General features: G+C 66.3%; 16 protein-coding genes and 1 pseudogene. 11 read left to right on the top strand and 6 right to left on the bottom strand.

Translation table 11 applies throughout. From position 1 onward, the window contains the following. Nucleotides 1–60: 60 nt before the first annotated feature. The 3 genes from ACFY0U_RS39615 (at nucleotide 61) to ACFY0U_RS39605 (ending at nucleotide 3,896) form a co-directional block, all read left to right on the top strand. Entirely contained in the window at nucleotides 61–963 is a 903-nt protein-coding gene (locus ACFY0U_RS39615) for an aromatic prenyltransferase (RefSeq protein WP_388644429.1), read from the top strand. 113 nt (nucleotides 964–1,076) lie between these two features. Further along, nucleotides 1,077–2,147: a methyltransferase gene (locus ACFY0U_RS39610; protein ID WP_388644427.1), complete on the top strand. Its 1,071-nt coding sequence runs from the start codon at nucleotides 1,077–1,079 to the stop codon at nucleotides 2,145–2,147. A gap of 204 nt (nucleotides 2,148–2,351) precedes the next feature. After that, nucleotides 2,352–3,896: an MFS transporter gene (locus ACFY0U_RS39605; RefSeq protein WP_388644425.1), complete on the top strand. Its 1,545-nt coding sequence runs from the start codon at nucleotides 2,352–2,354 to the stop codon at nucleotides 3,894–3,896. A 336-nt stretch (nucleotides 3,897–4,232) separates the two neighbouring features. Here ACFY0U_RS39605 and ACFY0U_RS39600 read toward each other — a convergent pair whose 3' ends face one another. Beyond that, entirely contained in the window at nucleotides 4,233–4,610 is a 378-nt protein-coding gene (locus ACFY0U_RS39600; RefSeq protein WP_388644422.1) for a MerR family DNA-binding transcriptional regulator, read from the bottom strand. A gap of 76 nt (nucleotides 4,611–4,686) precedes the next feature. Here ACFY0U_RS39600 and ACFY0U_RS39595 point away from each other — a divergent pair, with 76 nt between their 5' ends. Next, nucleotides 4,687–5,415, top strand: a complete 729-nt coding sequence (locus ACFY0U_RS39595; protein ID WP_388644420.1) for an SDR family oxidoreductase — start codon at nucleotides 4,687–4,689, stop codon at nucleotides 5,413–5,415. Nucleotides 5,416–5,892: 477 nt separating this feature from the next. On the opposite strand, the gene ACFY0U_RS39590 is transcribed toward ACFY0U_RS39595, so the two are convergent. Further along, entirely contained in the window at nucleotides 5,893–6,789 is an 897-nt protein-coding gene (locus ACFY0U_RS39590) for a helix-turn-helix domain-containing protein (protein WP_388644419.1), read from the bottom strand. 800 nt (nucleotides 6,790–7,589) lie between these two features. Between ACFY0U_RS39590 and ACFY0U_RS39585 the strand changes: the two genes are divergently transcribed. The 3 genes from ACFY0U_RS39585 to ACFY0U_RS39575 all read left to right on the top strand — a co-directional run bounded on the left by ACFY0U_RS39585 (nucleotide 7,590) and on the right by ACFY0U_RS39575 (nucleotide 10,777). Then, complete coding sequence (locus tag ACFY0U_RS39585; RefSeq protein ID WP_388644417.1) at nucleotides 7,590–8,870, top strand: ice-binding family protein; 1,281 nt, start codon at nucleotides 7,590–7,592, stop codon at nucleotides 8,868–8,870. Nucleotides 8,871–9,075: 205 nt separating this feature from the next. After that, nucleotides 9,076–9,672, top strand: coding sequence for a DUF5819 family protein (locus ACFY0U_RS39580; protein WP_388644414.1), 597 nt, complete (start codon nucleotides 9,076–9,078; stop codon nucleotides 9,670–9,672). Beyond that, nucleotides 9,662–10,777, top strand: a complete 1,116-nt coding sequence (locus ACFY0U_RS39575; protein ID WP_388644412.1) for an HTTM domain-containing protein — start codon at nucleotides 9,662–9,664, stop codon at nucleotides 10,775–10,777. Before ACFY0U_RS39580 ends, ACFY0U_RS39575 begins: the two co-directional genes overlap by 11 nt. A 542-nt stretch (nucleotides 10,778–11,319) precedes the next feature. Here ACFY0U_RS39575 and ACFY0U_RS39570 read toward each other — a convergent pair. Continuing rightward, a pseudogene (locus tag ACFY0U_RS39570) lies at nucleotides 11,320–11,817 on the bottom strand (C40 family peptidase); the annotation flags it as partial. 248 nt (nucleotides 11,818–12,065) lie between these two features. Between ACFY0U_RS39570 and ACFY0U_RS39565 the strand changes: the two are divergent. Together ACFY0U_RS39565 and ACFY0U_RS39560 are read left to right on the top strand one after the other, a co-directional pair. Next, nucleotides 12,066–12,440, top strand: a complete 375-nt coding sequence (locus ACFY0U_RS39565) for a hypothetical protein (RefSeq protein WP_388644410.1) — start codon at nucleotides 12,066–12,068, stop codon at nucleotides 12,438–12,440. A 392-nt stretch (nucleotides 12,441–12,832) separates the two neighbouring features. Beyond that, nucleotides 12,833–13,453, top strand: coding sequence for a hypothetical protein (locus ACFY0U_RS39560; RefSeq protein WP_388644409.1), 621 nt, complete (start codon nucleotides 12,833–12,835; stop codon nucleotides 13,451–13,453). A 99-nt stretch (nucleotides 13,454–13,552) separates the two neighbouring features. On the opposite strand, the gene ACFY0U_RS39555 is transcribed toward ACFY0U_RS39560, so the two are convergent. From ACFY0U_RS39555 to ACFY0U_RS39545, 3 genes are all read right to left on the bottom strand, one after another. Next, the gene (locus ACFY0U_RS39555) at nucleotides 13,553–14,545 is read right to left on the bottom strand and encodes a hypothetical protein (RefSeq protein WP_388644685.1); all 993 of its coding nucleotides are present in this window, start codon (nucleotides 14,543–14,545) and stop codon (nucleotides 13,553–13,555) included. A gap of 504 nt (nucleotides 14,546–15,049) precedes the next feature. Then, a complete protein-coding gene (locus ACFY0U_RS39550) occupies nucleotides 15,050–15,787 on the bottom strand; it encodes a vWA domain-containing protein (protein WP_388644407.1) in 738 nt (245 codons plus the stop codon). Between the two features lie 192 nt (nucleotides 15,788–15,979). Then, a complete protein-coding gene (locus ACFY0U_RS39545) occupies nucleotides 15,980–18,064 on the bottom strand; it encodes a glycosyltransferase family 2 protein (protein WP_388644405.1) in 2,085 nt (694 codons plus the stop codon). 325 nt (nucleotides 18,065–18,389) lie between these two features. Between ACFY0U_RS39545 and ACFY0U_RS39540 the strand changes: the two genes are divergently transcribed. Continuing rightward, nucleotides 18,390–19,946 (top strand): integrin alpha, encoded by a 1,557-nt coding sequence (locus tag ACFY0U_RS39540; protein ID WP_388644403.1) that lies wholly within the window; start codon nucleotides 18,390–18,392, stop codon nucleotides 19,944–19,946. 149 nt (nucleotides 19,947–20,095) lie between these two features. Next, nucleotides 20,096–23,632, top strand: a complete 3,537-nt coding sequence (locus ACFY0U_RS39535; protein WP_388644401.1) for a LamG-like jellyroll fold domain-containing protein — start codon at nucleotides 20,096–20,098, stop codon at nucleotides 23,630–23,632. Nucleotides 23,633–23,646: the final 14 nt, after the last annotated feature.

Genomic DNA, 23,646 nt, shown 5'->3' with positions numbered 1-23,646 from the left:
CGCCCCCTTCCACCCTCCCTCCCCTTCCGGCCGTGCCCAGCATGGAAAGCGCAGGAATGTATGTCGAACACCACAGAACTGGCGGACCTGTATTCAGCCATCGAGGAGACGGCCGGACTGCTGGACGTGCCCTGCTCACGGGAACGGATCCACCCGATCCTGGCCGCGTTCGAGGACAGCATCGCGCAGGCCATCATCGCCTTCCGGGTGTCGACATGGGCACGCAACGACGGAGACCTCGACTGCCGCATAGCGAGCATCCCGAAAAGCGTCGACCCCCTGGCCGTGGCCGTGGAACGCGGCCTGATCGAGAAGCCGACGCACCCGTCAGGAAGCCTGCTCGGTGAACTCCACCGCGATTTCCCGGTGGAGAGCAGCGGCATCGACTTCGGCGTGGTCGCCGGCTTCACCAAGACCTGGTCGTTCTTCCCGACGGACGCGCTCCAGTCACTGTCCGACCTGATCCACCTGGAATCGATGCCCCCCAGCGTGGCAGCCCACCTGGACTACTTCCAGCGCTACGGCCTGGCCGACCGTGTGAGCCTGATCGGGATCGATTACCCGCAGCAGACCCTGAACCTGTACTTCGGCGCCGCACCGGCCCAGACGTTCACCGCCGACGGCATCCGGTCGATCCTGCGCGACGCCGGACTGCCCGAACCGACCGAACGGCTGCTGAGCCTGTGCACACAGGCCTTCGGCATCTACGCCACCCTCAGCTGGAACTCCCCGCGCGTGGAACGGATCACCATCGCCGCCATGACCCAGGATCCCATGACGCTCCCCGTACGCATCGAACCGAAAATCGAGCGCTACGTGCGAGAAGCACCGTCCCTCACCGCGGAACCCCAGTTCGTCTACGCGATCGCCGCGACGCCCTCCGGCGAGTACCACAAGCTGCAGTCGTTCTACAAATGGAAGCCCCACGTGGAGAACGTCCTGCTGGTCTCCGACATCGGATAACCGAACTGCCGGAAGCAAAGCAGCAATGGGCTCGGCCCCATGGACCCCCCTTAAATGTGGCCGTCATCAGTTAAAGCTCAACCGGAACCAGAAAATCGGAAGGGATCACTGAAATGACGTCACAAGCCACCCTCGCACGGTTTCGCGAATACATGGTGGGCCCCTCGCGGTTCATGACCCTGCTCTCCGTCTTCGAACTCGGCATCATCGACCGCCTCCGGGACAAGCCCGCCCAGACCGCCACCGAACTCGGCGAAGCCGTGGGCGCCAAGCCGGACGCCGTGGAGCAGCTGCTGTTTCTGCTGGTCAAGGAGGGCTTCATCGCCCAGGACCAGGACTCCGGCACCTACACCCTGGACGCCCTGGCACACGTCGCCGAGAGCGACCTGAAGCGTGCGCTGGCGTACATGAACCTGATCAAGGTGACGGCGCTGCGGCAGCTGTTCTACCTCACCGAGTCGGTGCGGACCGGCACGGTCGTCGGCCTGAAGGAGCTCTACGGCGCCGAGGGCACCCTGTACGACGCGGTGGCCGATCACCAGGATCTGAACGATTCCTGGCTGAAGTTGATGAACACGGTGACGGCGAACATCGATCCGTGGTTCTTCGCCAACATCGATGTTCCGGCCGGTGCGCGGGTCCTCGATGTCGCCGGGAACACGGGGCTTGGGGCGATCCACACGTACCGGCACAAGGGGTCCGAGGGTCTGTCGGTGACGACCTTCGATCTGCCGGACAAGGAGTCCAGGGCGCTGGCGAACTTCCGGGCGGAGGGGCTTGAGGAGCATCTGTCGTTCATCGGCGGCAATGTCTTCGACGGGATCCCCGAGGGATTCGACGTCGTGCTGATCAAGCATTTCCTGGACATGTTCGACGCGGGCAACGTCCTCAAAATCCTTCAGGGCGTCTATGACTCGCTGGATGTCGGGGGCCTGATCCACATTCTGGTGCCGGTGTATCCGGAGGACATCCGGGAGAGCGACAACTACAACGTCGACTTCTTCCCGGCGTTCTTCCTCGGTGCCGCGATGGGCCAGGGCGGTCCACAGAAACTGTCGGTGTATCAGAGTCTGCTGGAACAGGCCGGGTTCAAGGTGACGCAGGCGGTCACCAAGGACGCCTCCGAGGTCCCGCCGGACGTCATCCCCGTCCAGGCGATCCTCTCCGCGACCAAGCTCGCATGACCGTGCCCAGGCGGCGGCACGCAGCCGAGTAGCTCAAGCAGACATCAAGTGGGCATTGAGCGGCCCGCGCGACACTGATGCCGTATGCCAGGTCCCGTCCTTCGGCGTTGAGGTCCCTATTTCCGCAGGCGCGAACCCGCTCTACCGTCGCGAAATCCTCTGCCGCGCGAGCCGCTCGACACCAATCGGAGGAACTACGTAGGTATGAGTACCGTAGCCAAAGACTCGACAGGCGGGGCCGGCCACCAGGCCGGTGGCGATCCGCGGCGATGGATCGCACTGGGCGTACTGACCGCGATGCAGTTCATGCTCATCATGGACGTCACCGTGGTGAACATCGCGCTGCCCCAGATCAAGACTGATCTGCACTTCTCCGATCAGAACCTTGCGTGGGTCGTCAACGCCTATGTACTCACCGCCGGTGGTTTCCTCCTGCTCGGCGGCCGCCTCGCCGATCTCCTCGGCCGCCGACGGGTCTTCATGACCGGCGTGCTGATCTTCGGACTGGCCTCGGCCGCATGCGGACTCGCGACCGAACCCTGGATGCTGATCGGCGGCCGGTTCGTCCAGGGTCTCGGCGAGGCCCTGGCCGGCCCGGCAGCACTCGGCATGATCCCGGTGCTCTTCCCCGACGCCCGTGAACGCACCAAGGCGCTCGGCATCTGGGGCGGCATGGCAGCCCTCGGCGGAGCACTCGGCTCCGTCATCGGCGGCACGGTCACCGACCTGGTGGACTGGCGCTGGATCTTCTTCATCAACATCCCCGTCGTGCTGTGGGCACTGCTGGCGGTGCCCCGGGTGCTGGGCGAGTCCAAGATGGTCCGCGCAGGCCAGCGCATCGACGTCGTCGGCGCACTGAGCGCCACCGGAGGCCTGGTCGCCGTGGTCTACGGCCTGCTGGAGGCCGCCGACCACTCATGGGGCTCCTCCACGGTCCTGGTGCCGCTCCTCGGCGGCATCGGCCTGCTGATCTTCCTGGTCGCCTGGGAAGCCCGCACACCCGACCCGATGATCCCGCTGCGCTTCTTCGCCAACCGCACGCGCGTGACATCCAACGTCGCGAGCATGGCCATGCTCGCGGGATTCCACACCTACGTCTTCCTGCTGACCCTCTACCTCGGCGGGACCCTCCACTACACACCCCTGGAGATCGGACTCTCCTACATCCCCCTCACCATCGCGATGGGCGCCGGCATGAGCCTGTCCACCGCCCTGATGCCCCGCATCGGCGTCAAGGCAGTCGCATTCATCGCCTTCCTCGGCAGCGCCGTCGCCCTGGTCGTCGCCGGCAGCGGACTCTCCCCCGACGCCGCCTACACCAGCGGAGTGCTCCCCGGACTCGTCCTGTTCGGCTTCTTCAACGCCGTCGGATACCCCGCCCTCATCAACGGAGCACTCCACCAGGTCACCGGCCAGGACGCCGGCCTGGCCTCCGGCACCCAGACCGCCATGCAGCAAGTAGGCGCCGCCCTCGGCCTGGCCACCATGGTCCCCCTCGCCCTGCGCTCAGTAGAGGACAAGATCCACGAGGGAACAGCCCCCGCATCCGCACTGGCCGACGGCTTCGCGACGGGTATCTACGTCGCCGCGGGCATCCTCGTCGTAGCGACCGTGCTGACCCTCCTGATGGAAAAAGTCAGCACAGACAAACGCGACGCACTCGCCGAAGCAGCCAACGCGGCAGCAGCCGCCACCCAGCAGACAGACAAGCCCACCACCGCAGACGAACTCTCACCCACCCACAACTGACCACCACCAGCACAACGCCCCCTGGCCCTGCCCGGGGGCGCTGCGCTGTCCCTAATGAAAAACCTTCTTGGGCACGCAGCAACCCCATCCGAGATGTCAGTCCCTACGGTCCCTCAACTGCGGTCAGCAGCCAGTGATCTGGTCAGCCACGTGGGGAACACGACCTTGAACTGATGTCCTGACGTCTGCGGCAACCGAGACATCCTTCTCGCTACCTGGCGACAGCCCGACCGGCGGATCCAGCGTCCAACAGCAGTTCCCCCTCAACGACTCCTCATCGCCCCAACCGGGACAGCGAGGTCAGTTCGCTGATGAGACGTCTGGCCGAGACCGCGTCTACGGATGCGTGTCCGTGATCGCGATGACCTTGTCGAGGTGGTCCAGGGCGGCCTGAAGGTCGTCGATCTTGGTTTGGATGCGCTCGCGCTCGGCTCGCAGCATGGCTCGCTGGTCGGCGTCGGTGTGCCCGGCGTCCCAGCACGGCAGGAGTTCGGTGATCCTCCGGCTGGTGAGGCCGGCGGCGAACATCTGCTGGAAGAAGCGGACCAGGGGGATGGCGTCCTGCCGGTACAGGCGCTGGCCGGACGGGCTGCGCTCCGCGATGAGCAGCCCCTGCTGCTCGTAGTAGCGCACGGCGCGCACTGAGACGCCGGCACCTCGTGCCACCTCGCCGATGCGGATCAACCGCTCGGCTGCGGCCGCTGTGACAGTCATGGTGATTCCTCTCACCGCTGGCTCCGACGATCAGCACTTGCCTCTGACGCTAGCGTCAGGTTTTAGCGTACTGGCCATGGACATCAACAACTCCGTCGCCCTTGTCACCGGAGCCAACCGCGGCCTGGGCCGCGCCTTCGCCCAGCGCCTGCTCGAACGGGGCGCCCGCAAGGTCTACGCGACGGCCCGCCGACCGGAGACCGTGGACCTGCCCGGGGTGGAGGTGCTGCCCCTCGACATCACTGATCCCGCATCCGTGAGGGCCGCCGCCGCGGCCGCCCCGGACGTCTCGCTCCTCATCAACAACGCGGGGATCAGCACGGGGACCGACCTGGTCACCGGTTCGCTGGACGCGGTGCGGCACGAGCTGGAGACCAACATGTTCGGCCACCTGGCAATGATCCGGGAGTTCGCGCCGGCGCTCGCCAGGAACGGCGGGGGCGCGATCGTCAACGTCCTGTCCGCCATGTCGTGGTTCGGGGGCAAGGGCGCCAACGCCTACCACCTGACCAAGGCCGCCGCCTGGGCCATGACCAACGGCGTCCGCCTGGAGCTCGCCGAGCAGGGCACGCTCGTCACAGCGGTACACCTCGGCCTGGCCGACACCGACATGGCGGCGGGCTGGCCCGTGGACAAGATCGCTCCGTCGGACCTGGCCGACGCGGCGCTCGACGGTGTCGAAGCGGACTCCGCCGAGGTCCTCGCCGACCAGTGGAGCCGAGACGTCAAGTCCCGCCTGCCGCTGACACCGGAAGAGCTCAACACCGCAATGGACCGCGCCCTGGCCGCGCTGATGACGGCCTGAGGGGCCCCGCGGGCCGTTTGCTCCTGCCTTGCACTGCTCAGGATTGCTCACGGGCAGACACGGGACCGCGTCTGCCTCTCCTCGCCTAGGGGCAGGGACACCCTCGGCCCTGGGAGCCTGGGGTGTGGCGACGGGTCCTCAGGATGGTTGGCGGTGGAAGCTGTCGGCGGTGTGGGCTGGGGGAGGCACACGTGGCGGGCAATTGGTCGGCTGCGAAAGCGTCGTGGCGTGCTTTCGGTGGCTGGGGACGGGGGAGTGGAGCACGGCGTTCGTCCGAGATGCCAGTCCCTTCGGTCCCTCAACTACGGCTGATCCGCCGGGGTCTGGAGGCCTTGTGCCGAGGAGCGTCAAGGAATCACACATCGGCTGCCCCTTCCATACGGTGCGACGTCGGCTGTGTTCGGTGCCGTGCCGCGCGTACCGCACACGTCATCAGCCGACCTCGCCACCGACCTCGGCACCCCTGCCCTTGCCGTCTCAAGGGCCAGAACCGCCAACCGCTTGAGGCCGGCTCGCCACGGCGATGTACGACTTGATGGCGTCGGTGATGAAGTCGCGGCTGCTGTCGGGATCGAGCGCCTGGGCCTGAAGCTGGTCATACATCCCGCTGTAGAGCTGCACGTCAGAGGGTTTGTCCAGATAGAGGTCGCTGGTGAACCGCTCCAGATACACCACCTTCGCCGCGGTGCTGTCCCCGGACTGCAGGATGGAGAACTGTCCGGACAGGCCCGGATGGGCGCCGACTGCGTAGGGGAGGACCTGCACCGTGACGTACGGCTCGGCGCCAAGGGCGTTCAGGTGCTCCAGCTGTTCACGCATGACGTCCGGGCTGCCGACGACACGGCGCAGTGCCGATTCGTCCAGTACGACCCCCAGGCGCAGCGGGCGATGCGGGTCGTAGATCCGGTGCTGACGGCGCAGCAGCACCTTCAGCCGCGTGCCGGCTTCTTCGACAGTGGGAAGCGGGAACGTTTCCCCGATGACCGCATGGGCGTAGGCAGGAGTCTGCAACAGCCCGGGGACCGCCATGGATTCGTAGGTCTGGAGGGAGGCGGCGTCCGTCTCCAGAGCGACATAGACGCTCTGGGGGATGTCGCCGTAGGCGTGCCACCAGCCCTGCTGTCCGGATTCCCTGGCCATCTGCATCAGGGAGTCGATGACCTGCTGATCCGCCACCCCATACAGCGCACACAGATCGCGTACGTCGCGGGGACTGATGGCTCGACGGCCGTTCTCCAGGTGACTGATCTTTGGCTGGGAGACCATGAGCCGCTCGGCCACCTCAATGCTCTTCAGCCCACTGGCCAGGCGGAGCCGGCGCAGCTCAGCGCCCAGACGACGTCTCCTGACGGTGGGATTGCTATTCGCCGCCACGAGCGGTGTACCTCCGGGCTCCAAGTCATCCTGCTGGCCCGCAGATTGCCATGGAACAAGCGTTGTTGATCATGCGCCATGCCGTCGTGTTCTTCGGACTGCCAAAATGGACTGTGACTTCGTCACGTGCCTCACGGCCGGAGCCGCCAGGCGTTCTACCGGCAGGGATCGAAAACAGGCACTTGTCGTGCAACTACAGGTGTTCGGCGGGGCCGCGGCAACGGTGACCTGGGCGGTCCAGGACCCGGGGTCCCGGGGCGAATCCCAGGTCACGCCTTCGGCATGCCGTTGTCGTAAGCGGGGATATGCATGGTGGCCATCATCCGGCGTCCTCCCGGTCCCGGTATCGCCGATGGCGACGGTGACAGCGAATCCGGCGCGAACACGCCGGATTGGCCCTTCCGGGCGGTTGCGCGGGAGAGTGAACTGGCCCGCAGTTGATAGTACTGCGGACGGTTCGGCTCGGAAATTCCCCGAGCAATTTCTTGAATGCGCTTTTCCTGCCGCCTGCCGCCTGCCGCCTGCCGCGCGCCGGATGACGTGGTGCGCCGGTCCGACCGTGGGTCGTGCCGCCTCAGGGTGGTGCGCTTTCCGACAGCCTCCGGCGATAGTTCCGATTTTTGAGCCACCCGACTCATTAAGTATTCCTATGTATTTCACGGCCCATTCGGCGATTCCGGATAACCCGCTCGTGTAAATCACCGACCGGCAGACTCCTCAGTAATATTCCAACGCCAGAAACAGGCGATTCTGTGCGAGCGGGAACCGCCAAGACCATCCGTACCAAGGAGTTGGCCCCGATGACGCTGAATATCCCTGACGCTCCGCCACGACGAACCATGTCGGCCTGGATCGCGGCGGTGACGGCCGTGGTGATCGCCGCCGTCGTCCTCGCGCTGACGCCGACACGCGCAAATGCCATTGCCACCCCCGTACCGATCGGTACGACGCTGGCCACTTACGGCGTACTTGGTGGTGCGACGGTCACCAACACCGGCCCCACGGTGGTCAATGGTCTCAACGTCGGTGTGAGCCCCAATATGGCCATCACCGGGTTCCCACCCGGCGTTGTGACCCCGCCCGGGACTCTGCACGCTGCCGATGCCCACGCGGGCCAGGCCAAGGTCGAGCTGACCACGGCGTACAACCAGGCCGCCGGACAGTCGCTGGACCCCGTGGTGTACAACGACGCTCCCCACGAGTTCGGCGGCCAGGTGCTGACGCCGGGCCTCTACAGGGCGAACAGCAGCGCACAGATCACCGACACACTCACCCTGGACGCTCAGGGCAACCCCGATGCCGTCTGGGTGTTCCAGATCGGTTCGACTCTGACGACGGCAGCCGAGAACAGCACGGTGAGCCTCGTCAACGGTGCCTCGCCGTGCAATGTGTTCTGGCAGGTGGGCAGTTCGGCCACGCTCGGTACCAACACCTCGTTCGTGGGCACCATCCTGGCCAACGCCTCGATCAGCGCCACCACGGGGGCGACCATCAACGGCCGGCTGCTTGCCGATGCGGGCGGTACCGGTGACGGCGCCGTGACGCTGGACACGAACAGGATCTTCCTGGGGCCGTGCGCGGCCGGGGGCACTGGTGGCACCACCGGTGGAGTGATCACGGGTGGTGTGATCGCCGGTGCCACGTCAGGTGGCACGACGGGCAGCACCACGGTCGGCGTCATCGGCGGTGTGCCGACGGGTGGTGGAACCGGTGGTGTTCTGGGCGGCGTTCTGACGTCCGGTGGAACCACCGGTGGCGTGCTGGGCGGCCTCGTAGCGGGCGCCACCAGCGGCGGCGCCGTCGGCGGTGCGACAGGCGGCCAGACCGGTGGGGCGACCGGTGGAAACGGCCACGACCATGGCGGGAAGCCCGACGACCACGACCATGGCGGGAAGCCCGACGACCACGGTCCCGGCGGGAAGCCCGACGACCACGGTCCCGGCGGGAAGCCCGACGACCACGGTCCCGGCGGGAAACCCGAGGGCCACGGCCCCGGCGGAAAGCCCGACGACCACGGCCCCGGCGGGAAACCCGCGGGCCACGGCAGTGGCCACGGAGATCACCACGAGAAGTCTGACTAGCTCCATGTGAGCAATCAGGACCAGCGGCGCGCGCCGGATCGTGGCAGTTCCGTCGCGCGCCGCCGGCGAGATCTCAGGAGAAGCAGTGAGAGAAGCCAGGACGGAATGGCCCGTGAGGCCCGAGCCGACAAGGGAGAAGGTCCGGGGAGGGGAAATCCCTGCGCTCCAAGATCCCTCGCAGTCTCCGCCCATCCTCCTGAGAGCCGTGACGAGCGCCGCCGTGGCCCTGTGCCTGGCGGCGGCCCTGATCCACGTCCTGTTCGTGTTCCTGCACGTGGCACCCCCCAACCCGCTCTCCCAGCAGTACAGCCGGCAGGTCAGTGCGTGGGTCTTCCCCCTGTTCGAGCAGAACTGGAGACTCTTCGCACCGGATCCGGAGTCGGTCAACCGACAGATCTCGGCGAGGACCATGCACACCGCCCCGGACGGCACCGTCCGGGTGAGCGGCTGGTTCGACCTGACCGCCGTCGACAACTCCGCGGTCGAGCACAACGCGTTCCCGAGCCATACGGCGCAGAACATGCTGCGGCGGGCGTGGAGTTCGTACGTCGAAACCCATGGTGGCGACGACCGGCCCCGCTCGGAGCGGGCGCTGATGGTGCAGCGGTACCTGACCAACATCGCGGCGGATCGCATCGCCGACCACCGCGGCGGCACCTTCGAGTCCGTCCAGCTGCGGGTGATCACCGTGCCCATCGCCGCACCTGCCGCGGCGAGCGGCCCCGACGCGTCCGCCACGGCGCCGAGATCTGCCGAAACGCGGTACCTGCCCTGGTGGAAGGTGGACTCCCATGGAAACTGAGCAGTCGCTCCCGCCGTGTCGGCGCACTCCCGAGGCGGATGCGGGCGCGCCGCGCCATGTATCCGGGCGGATCGGTGAGTTGCTCACCGTCGTGACCGGCCGGCCGGTCTCGCTGTACGCCGCCGCGGTCCTCCGGATCGGATACGGCCTGCTCTATCTCGTCTTCCTGCTGCGCGAGTTTCCGCACCGCGACGAGATCTGGGGCCCCGGCTCACCATGGACGCCCGAGCTGGCCAGGCAGCTGTTCGACCAGACGGGGTGGGCCAGCATCCTCACCCTGTCCGACAGCCGGGCGTACTTCGAGAGCTGCTACGTGCTGGCACTCGTCACCTCCGCGCTGTTCATGGTGGGTTGGCGGACCAGAGCGGTGTCCGTGCTGTTCGCGGTCGTGGTGGCCTCGTTCCACTCCAGGGCCATCTTCATGACCGACGGCGGAGACAACCTCGTCCTCCTGATGGCCGTGTACCTGGTCTTCACCGCATGCGGCCGACGCTGGTCCCTGGACGCGCGCAGAACCCGTCTCCGAGTCCCCACAGGGAAACCCACGCGCCCGCCGGTGGTTCGGGCTGCGGCCGGGCTCCGCGATTCCCGCCGGACCCTGACGTCCGTGCTGCACAACTGCGGCATGTTCGTCATCGCGGCCCAGGTCTGCTTCCTCTACGGATCCGCGGGCCTCTACAAGGTGCAGGGCGGAACCTGGGGCAACGGCACCGCTCTCCACTACGTCCTGAACCTCGACCTGTTCCGGCCCTGGCCCGAGCTCTCCCTCATGGCGGACGAGCACGACGTACTGATCGCCATCGCCTGCTACCTGACGGTGCTGCTGCAGGTCGCTTTCCCGTTCGTCCTGTTCGGGCGGCTCAAATACCCGGTCCTGACCATGCTGCTGGGCATGCATCTGGGCATCGCCGTCCTCATGGGGCTGCCACTCTTCTCCGGCGCGATGATCATCGCGGACGCCGTGTTCCTGCCGGACCGCTTCTACCGGTCGCTGAGACCACTGTGGCGGCGCATGAGCAAGCGGCCGGACGCCTGGGGCACGGCGGCCCCGTCGCGCGGAGAGCCGGCACTCGTGCCGTCACAGCCCGCACCGTCGAGCCACTGAAGGCCCCAGATCTCGTCGCCGACCGTGCCCCCCGTGATGCGGCCCCAGGCGCACTCCGTGGTGCCGTCGTAGCGGAGCTCCACGGTACGGCCGAAGACGGTGGTCGACCTGGCCGTCCAGGCACCCGCGGAGTCGGGCTGTGTACCGTCGCCGCAGGACGTGTTGTTCTCCGCGCCGGCCAGAGTTCCGCCGATCGGTGGGAAGTCGCCGCAGGATGGTACGTCCTTGAGCAACGCCGGCCCCTGGACGAAGAGATTGCTGATCCAGCTGTGGTAGTCCGGCAGATACGACCAGACGTTGTTCACCATGCCGTCGACCGTGGCCCGCTCGCCCACCCGCTGGCACAGCACCCGCACCTCCACGGAGATGCCGTTGCCGTTGGTGAAGTTGATCCGGCTGCCGGTGTTCGAGTCCTGCCGCAGATTGGGCTGGCCCCACGTCTTGTGGTACGAGCCGCGACCGTCCCACGTCCAGACCATCTGCACGGCGTCGGCGTGCGGACGGAACGCGCCCTGGTAGCGGTCCCAGCGGGCGTTGATGGTGTTGACCTGGATCTTCGCGCCGGATTCGGGCGCCTCGACCATCATTCCGTTGCCGAGGTAGAGCGCGACGTGCGTGGGCCCGGCGCCGTCGGCGCCGAAGTACATGATGTCCCCGGGAAGCAGGACGGCGGACCCCTGGGACTTGAGGAGCTTCGTGTGCGCGTACCCGGGCGCGGCGAAGGTCGCCTGCGTCGTGCGCTCGGTGATGATGTCGCGGCCGGTCGCCTTGTACCAGGCCCAGCGCACCAGGCCGATGCAGTCGAAGCTCCAGTACGTCGGATCCGCGGCGGTTTCCGGGTACCAGTGGTCGTAGATGCCCTGGCTGGGACCGGGCATGCCCTGCGCGTGACCGCCACCCCAGGCGTACTGCCGTCCGACGTAACGGCACGCGACCTGGACGGCCGCCTGTGCCGCCTGGCTCGCACCGGACTGGAGCGGCGCGCACCCCGTGGCGGCGGCCGCCGGAGCCGCCGAGGCGACCGGCAGGCCGAGACTCACCACCGTCACGAGCGCGGCCAGCAGCAGCCGCACCCGGCGCCCTCATGGCCGTTCACCCCACCCCGCTCTCCCCGTGCCCCAAGATCTGCGCACTCCGTCCACAGCATCCCCCTGGTCTCGGTGGCCTCCCGCGAACGTACGCACTCGCGCTGCCCACCGGCCCTGACATCTGTCAGGACCTGCCCCGCCCACCCGCTCCGTAGGGTCTCCGGTGATCACCCAATCTCACAGCTGAGGACTCATCTTCCATGCGCACCAAGCTGAGGCGCGCCGCCGCATTGGCCTTCGCCGGCGTGACCGCCGTCGTCGTCGCGACGGGCACCGCGCAGGCCAAGCCGGCCGCCGACTGGGCAGGTTGCCCCTACGGCGCAGTCTGCATCTACCCGCAGAACCAGAACCCGGCCGTGTCTCCGAGCCACATCTACTGGACCTACGGCGCGCACAACCTGAGCAACCAGGTGGGCAACCACTGGGTGCTGAACAACCAGTACGACGGCGCGGTGGTCGAGCTGTGCCTCAGTTACAACGCGAACGACTGCACGTCGTCGATCGCGGCCGGTCACGGCGAGTACCGCGACCTGGGTCCCATCAACTCGCTGCATCTGAGGCCGCACTACAACTAGCCCTGCTGTTCGACCTCGGTTGTCCAGCCAACCCGCTGATCTTGGTTCGTCACCAGCAGCCGTTCCTTCACGCGACGTTGTTCAACACCTCGAAGCGTGAAGAACGGCCGCCCTGCCGTCCCGAGCGGTGTCGTCTCTGTCGGCGTGTGCCGGCGCAGGCTTCCCTCGTCCTCATACGAGCCTCGCCCAGCCGGGGACGGTGTCCCAGGTACTGCATGTCTGTGCAGGTCAGATGGGCTGGGATGGTTTCATGGTGGGCGATCGGCTGTCGGTTGTTGCGGCCGGTGACTGTGACCGGTGATGCTCTTGGTGTCGCGCCGACCGGGTCCGGGCCGACCAGCCGGACTTGCCGCGGTATCCACGTCCACATATTCATTCACGGGGGAACACTCATGTCCATGCGCATCCGCACGAGCGCTCTGACCGCACTCGCCGTTGCCGCTGTCGCGGCGGGCACGGTCCTTACGGCACCGGCTGGCGCCGCGCCGAAGGCGGCCGTCCCGAAGTTCCTGTCGGCGTCCCAGCTGCCGCCGCACCCGACGTCGTCGTGGACAGCCGGGCCGGTCACCGAAGGGTTCCCGGAGGAACTCGGCTTCTGCGTGAGCACGGAGGGCGTGCTCGACTACGACTACCGGCACCGCACGTTCAGGACCGATCTGGACACCGGTGCCGTGCAGCTGACCGTGGTGACGGGCACGGCCGCCCAGGCCAAGGCCCTGGCGAAGCACTACGACGACCTGATCCGCACCTGCGCCGAACGCATCGAGAAGGCCTCGCCCGACATCGAGGCCGAGAGCCGGGACTACGGCAAGCTGAAGGTCGAGGAGGGCGCCCACGTCCGTGGCCTGCACACCGAGACATCCTGGGGCGCGAACGACGTCGACCTGCTCTCGGTCGGGCGGGACGGCAGGACCGTCACCGTCCTGCAGTGGGGACAGATGGGCGACTTCAAGGGCGCTCCCGTGACCGCCTTCAAGAAGACCACGACCACGGCGGTCAACAAGCTGTACTGACGGGGCGTCCGGCGCAAGAGGCCGGGGCCGTCCTTTTCCGTCACGGGGGACGGAAAAGGACGGGTGCCGCCGCGCCTCACGCGTGATCGGAACTCGGCTTTACAGGGCGCCCTCGTCGGCGAGATCGCTCGTTTCGAGCTCGGCATCGGTCATCGCCGGACCGCCGAGGAAGCCGTTCATGAGGTCGGCGAGGTCGAGCGTCGTGGCTCCGGCCGGAGCGGTGGGCTTGGTGCCCTCGCGCATCCGCACTGTCAGGCCGAGCTTCTTCACCTTGGCGTTCTCGGCCAGCTTGGCGAGGTCGAGGTCCACCTGGGCCAGCTCGCCGTTCTTGAGGGTGAAGTCGGCTGTCACCTTGGCGTTGGGAGCGTCCTTCAGGTCCTTGTCCGTCGGCAGCTCCATGCCCGTCGGCAGGTCCTTCACCAGGGGCCGGATCTCGCCGAACAGTTCGGTGACCAGCGTGCGGAAGGGGGCCGTGGCGGTGACGTGCTCGGTATCGCCCCCGTCACCGGTCGTCTTGAACTCCACCTCACGGGCGATGACTTCACGCAGGGCCTTGACGAGCTTCTTCTGCGTCTTGGCGTCGAGGGACGGCGCGGGACCACCCTCGGCTTCCTGACCCCCGGCGGCGGCCTTGTCCATCTCCTCGGTGCTGAACTTGACCCACTTGCCCTCAAGGACGTCCTTCATCGGCCCGGCCTCCGGGGGCAGTTCGTCGGCGTCCGGCAGGGGGCTGCCCATCGTCTTGCCCAGGACGTCCGTGTCGGCACGGAGGTAGGTGTAGTCGCCGATCACCCGGTACTCGACAAGGTCGCCGTCCGCGGTGCCGACCTTCACGGCCGTACCGACGAGGTCCTTCTCGCCGGACTTGTCGAGCGCCTTCCTCGACTGCACGGTCACGGTGATCTTCGCGTCGCTGAGCAACTCGGCAACCTCGTCCGGGATCTCCTCCCCGGGTTCGGGGTCGGACGCGGCGTCCAGCGCCCTCAAGGACGCGGCGTCGGTGTTCAGGTCGACCTCGAAGGAGAGCGTCTTCTTCTTCCCGAGCTTCTCGAAGGCCTGCTCGAGCTTCCTGCCGGCAGACAGCTGCTCCACCGTTCCACAGGCGGCGGAACCCGCGAGGACGGCACCCACGACGGCGGTGGCGGTCAGGGTCTTGCGTATGGCGTTGATGATGTCTCTCCTCGTGGCTCCGATCACGATCACAACGTGACCGCTCAGAAGACTCACCACCCACCCACAGGGTTGCCCTACCCGCCGCCGCACCTGAGAGGCGTCCGCGACGTCCTCGCCGAGACAGCGGAAGCGACCGCAGCCGGCCAGACCTCAGAAATGTCCGCCACCTCGGGCGAACAGTCACCCACTGCCGGCTGACCCCCACACCAGCGCAGTGCCCCCGGCCACCCGGTTCTGCTGGCGGCTGCCACACCGCGGAGAATTGATCAGGCCGCGAGCACCTTGGACGGACCTCACCCTCGTCGCCCACTCCGTCGCATCCTCCAAAACGGTCGTGGGGCTACACCCATCCGAGATGCCAGTCCCTCCGGTCCCTCGACACGGCTGATCCGCCGGGGTCTGGAGGCCTTGATCCGAGGAGCGTCAAGGGATGACTCCGGCGGCGCGGGCGTCGGTCAGCCACGTGGGGAACTCGTTCAGCAGCCGGTCGTACAGCAGTTGATCGTCAACGGCTTGAGGATCGCGGCCGGCGTGGAAGAAGCCCGCGTTGTCGACGATGCGGGTAGCCGGGACGGCCAAAGTGTCGAGCCTGCGCAGGAACGCGAACTCATTGTCATCGGGATCACCGAACCCTACGAACTGCCAGAACAGCGGAAGCCGGGCGGCCTTGCAAAGATAACGCTCGGCCGCGATACGACTCGTGGGTCCGCCGTCCGTCTGGAACACCACCAGGGCGGGGGAGCAGCTGCCGGATTCGAGGTAGTGGTCGATGACCGCGTCCATGGCCCAGTGATAGTTCGTGCGGCCCATGTGCCCGAGATTCTGATGCAGCTTCTCGATGCGGCCCTGGTGCCGGCCCAGCGTGAGATCAGTGGCGCCGTCGATGTCGGTGGAGAAGAACACCACCGGCACGGTGCCGTCGTCATCGAAGTGCGCAGAAAGCGTCAGGACCTGCTCGGCAAGATGCTGGACGCTGCCGTCCCGGTAGTACGGCCGCATGGACCCCGATCGATCAAGAACGAGGTAGACCGCGGCACGCAGCCCTTCCAGCCCATGTTCGCGGATGCTGGCCCCGGCCTTCTTGTAAAGACTGACCAGACCGGGCGCCGCTTCCTGAACCTTGGCCAGACTGATGGCAGGGAGTCGCTCAATGCCGTTCATGCCAGTCACTCTCGCGGATCCGGCCTCAGGGAGACGGTCGTTGAGGAAACGCGCGATGCCCGCGTCCCGTACGACGAGAGCGCCGACAGCCGGTGCGCACCGGGCTGGCCGACTGCCTACGTCGAGCTGTACGGCCCAACCTGGCGGCTCCGCGTGTATCCCTGGCTCCGGCGTCCGGTCTCGTGGAGACCGTCACCCTCTGATGCGTTTGATAATGGTCTGCACCAGATCGATCCTTGCTACCTCCAGCTTGAGGGCGCAGTCACTGCCCGGTACTGGCTTTGCGTACCAAGGCAGGCCACGTCGGTGCCACTTGGTGGGTGTGAGGCTGTGGGCAAGTTCCGGGAGGGGCAGAGCCCAACTCCCCAGTCGGAGTTCAGCACTCCAGACGCCGCCTGGAAGTTCAGAGACTGGTACGAGTACGGCGAAGTCGCTGCCCCCCGAGGGACGGTCGGCAGCGAAGGTGGCGACGTTGCCCTCCTCGTCGGTCAGCGTCACGGTGAGCGCGGCGTCCGGGTAGGCGGTGAGGGTGCAGCGACCCTTGAACTCCAGCTTGGGCGGTTCGTCGGAAGTCCATCGAGCGGTGGCTACGGTCAGGTGCGGCAGTACGTCGTGCTTCTGCTCACCGACGTCGAGGGTGAGGTTGCCGTGCGGTTTGGTCGCATAGAGCGTGACGGCACGGCATGCGCCTTCAATTTCCATGACGTGTGTGGAGGCCTTGGCGGAGACGCCGGGGGTTCGTTTGCTGCCGATGCGGACGACTCGTGACAGGCCTTGGGCACCGATCGCCAGGGATATGTCCCACAGACCATCGCCGATGGGGTCGCCGTGGGCGGCTGTCGCGATGTCGATGACTGCGTCGAATCCCGCGTGCTCGTACCTGAATCGGCCTGCGTCTTCGGCAGCGTCGAGACCCGGGGTTGCGGTGTGCGTGACTGGCAGCCGGTACTCCACGCCCGTGTTGCGCTCACGCAGGACCAACTCGGTGGTGACGTCGTGTGTCTCCACCCGGTGGATGTAGGCGTGGCCGGCCACGTGCAGCCTGTTGCCGTTGATCTCTGCACGGTCGACGTGGTGTCGAACAGCGAGCTGAGCGGTGACGTCGTAGCAGATGTCGGGGATGGCGCGGTCTGCATCGCGGAGGAAGGGGTAGTGCGCGAATGCGCGCCCCTCTTCCACTACGACGGGCGTGGCCACCTTGGTCCTGTTGACCCTCTGCTCGAAAGCGATCACCTCAAGAAGCTCGTCGAGCATGAGGTGACGTACCAGGTGCAGCCGGAGGCGGGCCATCGCCGATAGCCGGTCGTTCATTCCGTCGTGCCACAACGGCTCGATGATTTCGGCCAGCTGACGCAGCATCTTCTGCTGCGTCTCGCGAGACTCGTGAACCAAGTGGTCGCGCAAAATTTCTTGCACTTCCACCGTCAGGTGCCGATGTGCCAGATGGTCGCGTCCGGGGCCGGAGGGTACGTGCTCGAGGAGCAGGTCGACCATGTGGGGCAGGAACCGCAACCGGGGTTCCGACCCTCGGTTGAGGACGGTGGTGTTGCCTCCGTCTTCCCGCAAGGTGCAGTGGATGCAGTCATAGTCTGCGATCACGGAGATCCCTGACGCGCGCAGGTATGCCAGGGCTACGAACTGCTGGTCCTCGCCGATGGGCAGGCCGGTGGGGAAGCGCAGTGCGTGGCGTTCCAGCAGGTCGCGACGGAACAGCTTGAGCGGGTTGAGGGCCCAGTAGACGCGGGAGTTGAAGACGTCCGTCTTCGGCTGGTTGCGCTTGAACATTGTTTTGGGGAGGGTGCGCCCGCCCACACCCGCCATTTTGCCCAGGACGATGTCGGTGCCGTTCCTTTCGGCGATCGCCACCATGCGCTCGAGGGTCTCGGTCCCCAGGTAGTCGTCGGCGTCAAGGAAAAAGACGAATCGTCCTTGTGCGAGGTCCAACCCGGTGTTGCGCGGTGCTGCCGGGCCACCGGAGTTCTCCTGGTGGATCACCTGCAGCAGTCCGTGGTACACGCCTGACAGCCGGTCCAGTTCAGCAGCTGTCCCGTCGGTCGAGCCGTCGTCGACGACGATCACCTCAAGCGCTTGCTGGCCGATGCTTTGCTCCGCAACGGAGGAAATGCAACGCGTAATATAGGGCATTGCATTGTATGCGGGAATTACAACTGAAACGATTGGCCTGGTCATTTTGATGCTCTCCAAAAAATCAGGGGTGCATCCCCCTTCTCTTTGGATAGCTTTAATGTCGCCGCCGATATTGCCGACAGGATCCATTTGTGGGGGAGAGTTATGTGGGGCTGTGAAGATACCATGAGAGGTCGTGACCACCCGGTGACGGGTTGTAGGAGTGGCAGCTCGGATGGGGTTCGAGCCACATGGCCGGATGGTCGATTTATGCATGTCTCGACTGGAACGGAGCCCTCTGGTTCGATGCGTTACGAATGGCCGTGGATGGCCATCCCTTGTGTGTGTGCTGTGTGCATCTGGGCTGGCAATCAGGTGTTGACACTCTTTAGTAATTCCGTATTTAGTCTGCGCTTATAACTTTCATAGAGTGGGCCGGGGAGGGTCTGCTCGGGGCGGGATCGAGGGGTGGGGTGTGCGTACGCGTACACGTCTGGCCGGGCTACTGGCTGCGACGGCAAGCGTTTTCACGGTGGTTGCGGGGGTCACGGCGCTGGGGTCTTCACCAGCCTCGGCTGCCACCTGCACTGCTGGCGTAGCGAACGACTTCAACGGGGACGGCGTAGCCGACACGGCCATCGCCGATCCGAACGCCACCGTGAACGGAGCCAAAGGCGCGGGACTGGTACGCGTGGTACTTGGCGGCGGCAAGGGCGTGGCGGAGATCTCTCAAGCCACGACCGGCATGGCCGCGACTCCCGAGGCCGGCGACCACTTCGGCTTCTCACGTTCGGCCTACGACGCCGACGGGGACGGATGCACCGATCTGGTGGTCGGCACTCCGTACGAGGATGTCTCCAGCGGTGGAACCCAACTGGTCGATGCCGGGGCGGTGTACGTCATTCACGGCTCGTCGACCGGAATCGGCGCGGGGTCCAAGATCGAGGGCTACACGCAGGCCGAGTTGGACTCGACCACGTCCACCGAGGCGTACGACTGGTTCGGGCATGCGGTGAAGGCTGGTGAAACCTCGAGCGGTTCGCCGTACCTGGTAGTTGGTGTGCCCGGCGAGAATGTCACCGCGAACGGCACGACCTACCCGGACGCCGGTTGCATCGAGTATGTCCAGGGCACGACGAAGATCTCCGTCAGCCAGAAGAACGCGGGCGTGACGGGCAACGTCGAGGCCAACGACCGCTTCGGATACTCGCTGTCCGGAACGAACCGCTACTTCGCTGTAGGAACTCCCGGTGAAGCGATCGGCGCGGCAAAGTTCGCGGGCGGAGTCAACGTCTTCAGCCACACATTGACCGGTGGTCTGCCTACGCCTCTCTTGGGGCTCGACCAGGACTCCGCCGGCGTCACCGGCACCGCCGAGGCAGGTGACGGGTTCGGAACGTCGGTCTCGCTGACGGGATACAGGCCCAGTGACCAGACGTACAACTCGGATGTGCTCCTTGCCGTCGGCACACCGGGTGAGGATGTTGGCACAACAGCAGACGCCGGTGGCGCTGCTGTCTTCCGGATCCGGCCGTCCGGGGCCTATACGGAGGTCACGGCGTTCGACGCAACCTCTGCGGATGTTGAGGGGAACGCGGTCGTTGGTGACCACCTCGGCCAGCGCGTGACCATCGCCAACATCAACACCGACGTTGTCACCACAACTGCCACGGTCCGTCTGGCTGTCGGGGTTCCCGGCAAGGACACGAGTTCTGGCAAGGACGCAGGTGCCGTCCAGGTGTTCCGACCGCTGGATGCGGCAATCGGCTCCGCCGACAAGGTCCTCACCCGGGGTTCGGGACTATCCGGTGCCGCGGCGGGGCGCGACTACACCGGCATGGCCCTGATGTCCGGCTCCATCAATCTTTACATCGGTGTGCCCTACAGCAAGGCCGCGGACTCACCCAAGGGTGCGCTCTACGTGATGCCTTGGACCGACCTCGACGGGACGACCACCACCGGGACCACCACTTATCTGCCCGGCTCCGGCGGGCTGCCTAACGAGGGCGTGGCGTTCGGAACGGTCGGATGAACAACGGGTCGGGAAGAAGGAAGCGCAGCACAATGAAGCTCCGCAGAAGCGGCGGTCGCCGGACGGTCGCCGTGGCCACGGCCGTTGCGGCCCTGCTCACGACGGGCCTGACCGGTGCACCGGCCGCCCAGCAGACGACCACGTCCACCGTGCCCGCGGCCGGCAAGGCCGACGACAGCCCAGCGCTCACCCAGGCCGCCGCACAGGCCAAGGCCGCGAAGTCCGGTGATCCGGTCGAGATCCTGAGTCTGCGCGACGAGCGCAGCACCACCGTCGCCAACCCCGACGGCACGTTCACGGTCACCGATTACGTGCAGCCCGTCCGCACCCGCAAGGACGGGAAGTGGGCAGACATCGATACCACGCTCGTCCGGCAGAAGAACGGCACCTTCGCGCCCAAGGCGGCGCTCACCACGATGGCCTTCTCCGGCGGTGGGGACACGACGTTCGCCGAGATCGCGAAGGACGGGCGGACGCTCTCCCTGGACTGGCTGAACAAGCTGCCCGAGCCGAAGATCGACGGTTCGACCGCCACGTACGCCGACGTCCTGTCCGGGGTCGACCTCAAGGTCACCGCGAGTGCCGAGGGCTTCTCACACGTGTTGGTGGTCAAGGACGAGAAGGCGGCGGCCAACCCCGAACTGGCTGAGCTCAAACTCCCTCTCAGCACCTCGTCGTTGCAGCTGGAGAAGACTCCGGACGGCGGACTGACAGCCACCGACACCGGTGCGGGCGGCGCCGTGTTCGAGGCGCCGGCGCCGATGATGTGGGACTCGGGCCAGGACGCGGCGACCGAGCCGTCGGCGACACCATCCGCGTCGGCTGACCTATCCGCGGAACAGGTCACGCCGCCCGACGGTGCGCAGGTCGCCGATGTCGCCGTGGACGTCACGTCGGACACCATGACGCTCACTCCCGACGCGGATCTGCTCAGCGACCCGGACACCGTCTTTCCGGTCTACATCGACCCCGTGGTCAAGACGGCCAGCCGGACCGGGTGGACGATGGTGTCCTCGTACTGGAAGTCCAACTCGTACTGGAAGTTCGACGACGACGAGGGAGTCGGGCTCTGCCCGCGGAACATCTCGCTGCTGTGCGCGTCGAGCAGTGTGAATGACGTCAAGCGCCAGTTCTTCTCGGTCCCGACCGCGACGTTCGAAGGCAAGGACATCGTCAGCGCCTCGTTCGCCGTGACGATGACCCATACCTACGATGAGTCGGGCAAGGAGGTCCAGCTCGGCCGGGTCAATTCCACGGGTGCCAGCGCGATCAACTCCTCTACGAACTGGAACAACCAGCCGTCACTGAAGGAGACTGTCGCCACCAAGTCGCCTACTAATCCTGCCGGTTCGTGCACCTCCACCAACCAGAACGTGCTTTTCGACGTCAAGGGCACCATTCAGAAGGCTGCCGACAACGGCTGGGACTCCACGACCTTCCGGCTCAAGGCCGGTGACGAGAGCGCGTACTCGCACTGGAAGCGGTTCTGCGGCAACGCGTATGTGTCGGTCACCTACAACCGGCCGCCGCTTCAACCGGACACAGACGCGATGAAGATGACGCCGGGTGGCAAGTGCGAGTACGGCAAGTCGACTGAGCACTACGTGACTGAGGCACCGAAGCTCAAGGTCGTCATCAAGGACTACGACCACAACGACAACGCGGGTCTCCAGGAGTCGCTGCAAGCCGAGTTCAAGGTCTGGTGGACAGGTAGCTCGGGCACGGTCGAGCGCACGGCGAAGACGAAGGCGATCGGTACTGCCAATGTGAGCCAGAAGAACAAGCAGACCGGTCAGGCCACCTTCACCTACACCGTCGGATCCGATATCGAGGGTGACGGCCAGGGGGGCTTCTCCGTTCCCAGGGACACGGTCGTGGCCTGGGCAGTTCGGGGCTACGACCAGTACGCGTCCGGTCCTTGGTCCACGGACGGTGATCAGAGCCGTTGCGAGTTCATCTACGACCCCAACCGCCCCAAGCCTGCGGTGATCACGTCGACGGACTACCCCGACGATGAGACTCTGCATGCCGGCACCGGCGACTACGGCAGTTTCACCATGGACTCGCCCGATGCCGATGTCACGAAGTATGCCTACAGTTTCAGCGGCCCGCAGGTGAGCGAGGCCGACGCGGCGGGGAAGACGGTGGATGCACCGAGCGCCGGAGCCGCCCTCACCATCCGCTGGATGCCCCCGGATGAGGGCACCTACTTCCTCACCGTCACGGCCATCGACGGTGCGGGCAACACGCAGAAAGGGCAGACGTCCCATATGTTCCTCGTCGCCGACGGGCGAGCGCCTGTCGCCGCGTGGACGCTCGGCGATGCGAAGGGCTCTTCGAAGGCGGCAGGAAGCAGCGGCGCCGGCGACGCCACCGCTGGTTCGGGCGTGACATTCGGTGCGGGAGGGCCACTCGGCTCCACCGACACGGCGGCCTCGTTCGACGGAACGGAGAACGCCTATCTCGACGCCGGCGCGTCGGCCGTCGACACCAGCGGCACCTTCTCGGTGAGCGCGTGGGTGATGCTGCCATCGCTCCCCACGGAGAATGTCACCGTGGTCAGCCAGGACGGGACCGCTCTGCCGGGATTCGAACTCGGCTATGACGTGGACTCAGCGTCCTGGACCTTCCGTACCTCGGTGAGTGACATGGAGTCGCTCGGCAGTTGGAAGGTGTCCGGCGCCGCGGCGGTCCCCACCAGCTGGACCCATCTCATCGGGGTGTACGACGCCGAAGACGGAAACCTGATGCTGTACGTCAACGGCAAACTCGTCGCCGAAGACGTAGAAGCACGGCACACCGCGTGGAATGCTGCCGGTGCCCTCCAGATCGGCCGCAAGATCTCTCTGGACGGCTACACCAACTACCTCAAGGGCAGCGTCGCCGACGTCAAGATCCACGACCGGGTCATCCCGCATGCCGAGGGTCAGGAGCTGGGCGGCATCCAGCCCCATCAGCTGGCGTACTGGCAGGTGGATGAGGTGACGTCCCGTGTCTCCCCGGAGACGGCGGGCGGCACCGGGCTGACTCTGGGCGGCGGCGCCTCCATCTATGTGCCCGACGATTCCTGCGATGCGGACCTCGACCCGGAATGCACGCCCCCGGCCCAACCTCTGTGGGGTGACGGGCACCTGGTGCTGAACGGAACCGACGCGTACGCAACCCGTGCGGCAGGAATTCTTTCGGCACAGGACAGCTTCACCCTTGCCACTCGCGCGCGACTCGCCGCGGCGAGCCCGGCCACGGACGAGACGGTCCTGTCGCTGTCTGGGAAAAACGGTAGCGCGATCAGGGTGAAATACAGCACCTCCGATGCCCACTGGCAGCTCGTCGTGACCAATGCCGATTCCACGAACCCGGTGATTACCACGGAGCTCGACAAGGGAGGCAAACCGGGGTACGTGGGTGACGGCGACCATCTGGCGCTTGTCTACAACGCGGTCTTCGGCGAGGTGTTGCTCTACGTCAACGGCATCGCTGTGGCCGAAGCTCCCTGGGACAACACCTGGGACTTCAGCACGACGAGCCTCCAGGTCGGCCGGACGCTGGCCGGCTCGGCAGCGGGCGAGTACTTCTCCGGAGCTGTCGATGAAATCCGGGTGTTCCAGGGGCCGCTGGACGCCTCGCTCGTTGCCCTTCTGACGGCAATGTCTCCGGGCAGCAGCATCGAAGAGGTCCCGGCTTAACGGGCCGACGGCTG

Origin of the sequence: Streptomyces sp. NPDC001536 (genome assembly GCF_042894505.1) — a bacterium.
Lineage (GTDB): Bacteria > Actinomycetota > Actinomycetes > Streptomycetales > Streptomycetaceae > Streptomyces.
Note: the sequence above shows the minus strand (reverse complement) of the source record. Positions and strands in the feature narration are given on the sequence as shown.

What these genes read in the sequence shown, in the direction of transcription:
- ACFY0U_RS39615 (WP_388644429.1), top strand. Translation starts at nt 61, where the DNA reads ATGTCGAACACCACAGAACTGGCGGACCTGTATTCAGCCATCGAGGAG.
- ACFY0U_RS39610 (WP_388644427.1), top strand. Translation starts at nt 1,077, where the DNA reads ATGACGTCACAAGCCACCCTCGCACGGTTTCGCGAATACATGGTGGGC.
- ACFY0U_RS39605 (WP_388644425.1), top strand. Translation starts at nt 2,352, where the DNA reads ATGAGTACCGTAGCCAAAGACTCGACAGGCGGGGCCGGCCACCAGGCC.
- ACFY0U_RS39600 (WP_388644422.1), bottom strand. Translation starts at nt 4,610, where the DNA reads ATGACTGTCACAGCGGCCGCAGCCGAGCGGTTGATCCGCATCGGCGAG.
- ACFY0U_RS39595 (WP_388644420.1), top strand. Translation starts at nt 4,687, where the DNA reads ATGGACATCAACAACTCCGTCGCCCTTGTCACCGGAGCCAACCGCGGC.
- ACFY0U_RS39585 (WP_388644417.1), top strand. Translation starts at nt 7,590, where the DNA reads ATGACGCTGAATATCCCTGACGCTCCGCCACGACGAACCATGTCGGCC.
- ACFY0U_RS39575 (WP_388644412.1), top strand. Translation starts at nt 9,662, where the DNA reads ATGGAAACTGAGCAGTCGCTCCCGCCGTGTCGGCGCACTCCCGAGGCG.
- ACFY0U_RS39565 (WP_388644410.1), top strand. Translation starts at nt 12,066, where the DNA reads ATGCGCACCAAGCTGAGGCGCGCCGCCGCATTGGCCTTCGCCGGCGTG.
- ACFY0U_RS39560 (WP_388644409.1), top strand. Translation starts at nt 12,833, where the DNA reads ATGTCCATGCGCATCCGCACGAGCGCTCTGACCGCACTCGCCGTTGCC.
- ACFY0U_RS39550 (WP_388644407.1), bottom strand. Translation starts at nt 15,787, where the DNA reads ATGAACGGCATTGAGCGACTCCCTGCCATCAGTCTGGCCAAGGTTCAG.
- ACFY0U_RS39545 (WP_388644405.1), bottom strand. Translation starts at nt 18,064, where the DNA reads ATGGATCCTGTCGGCAATATCGGCGGCGACATTAAAGCTATCCAAAGA.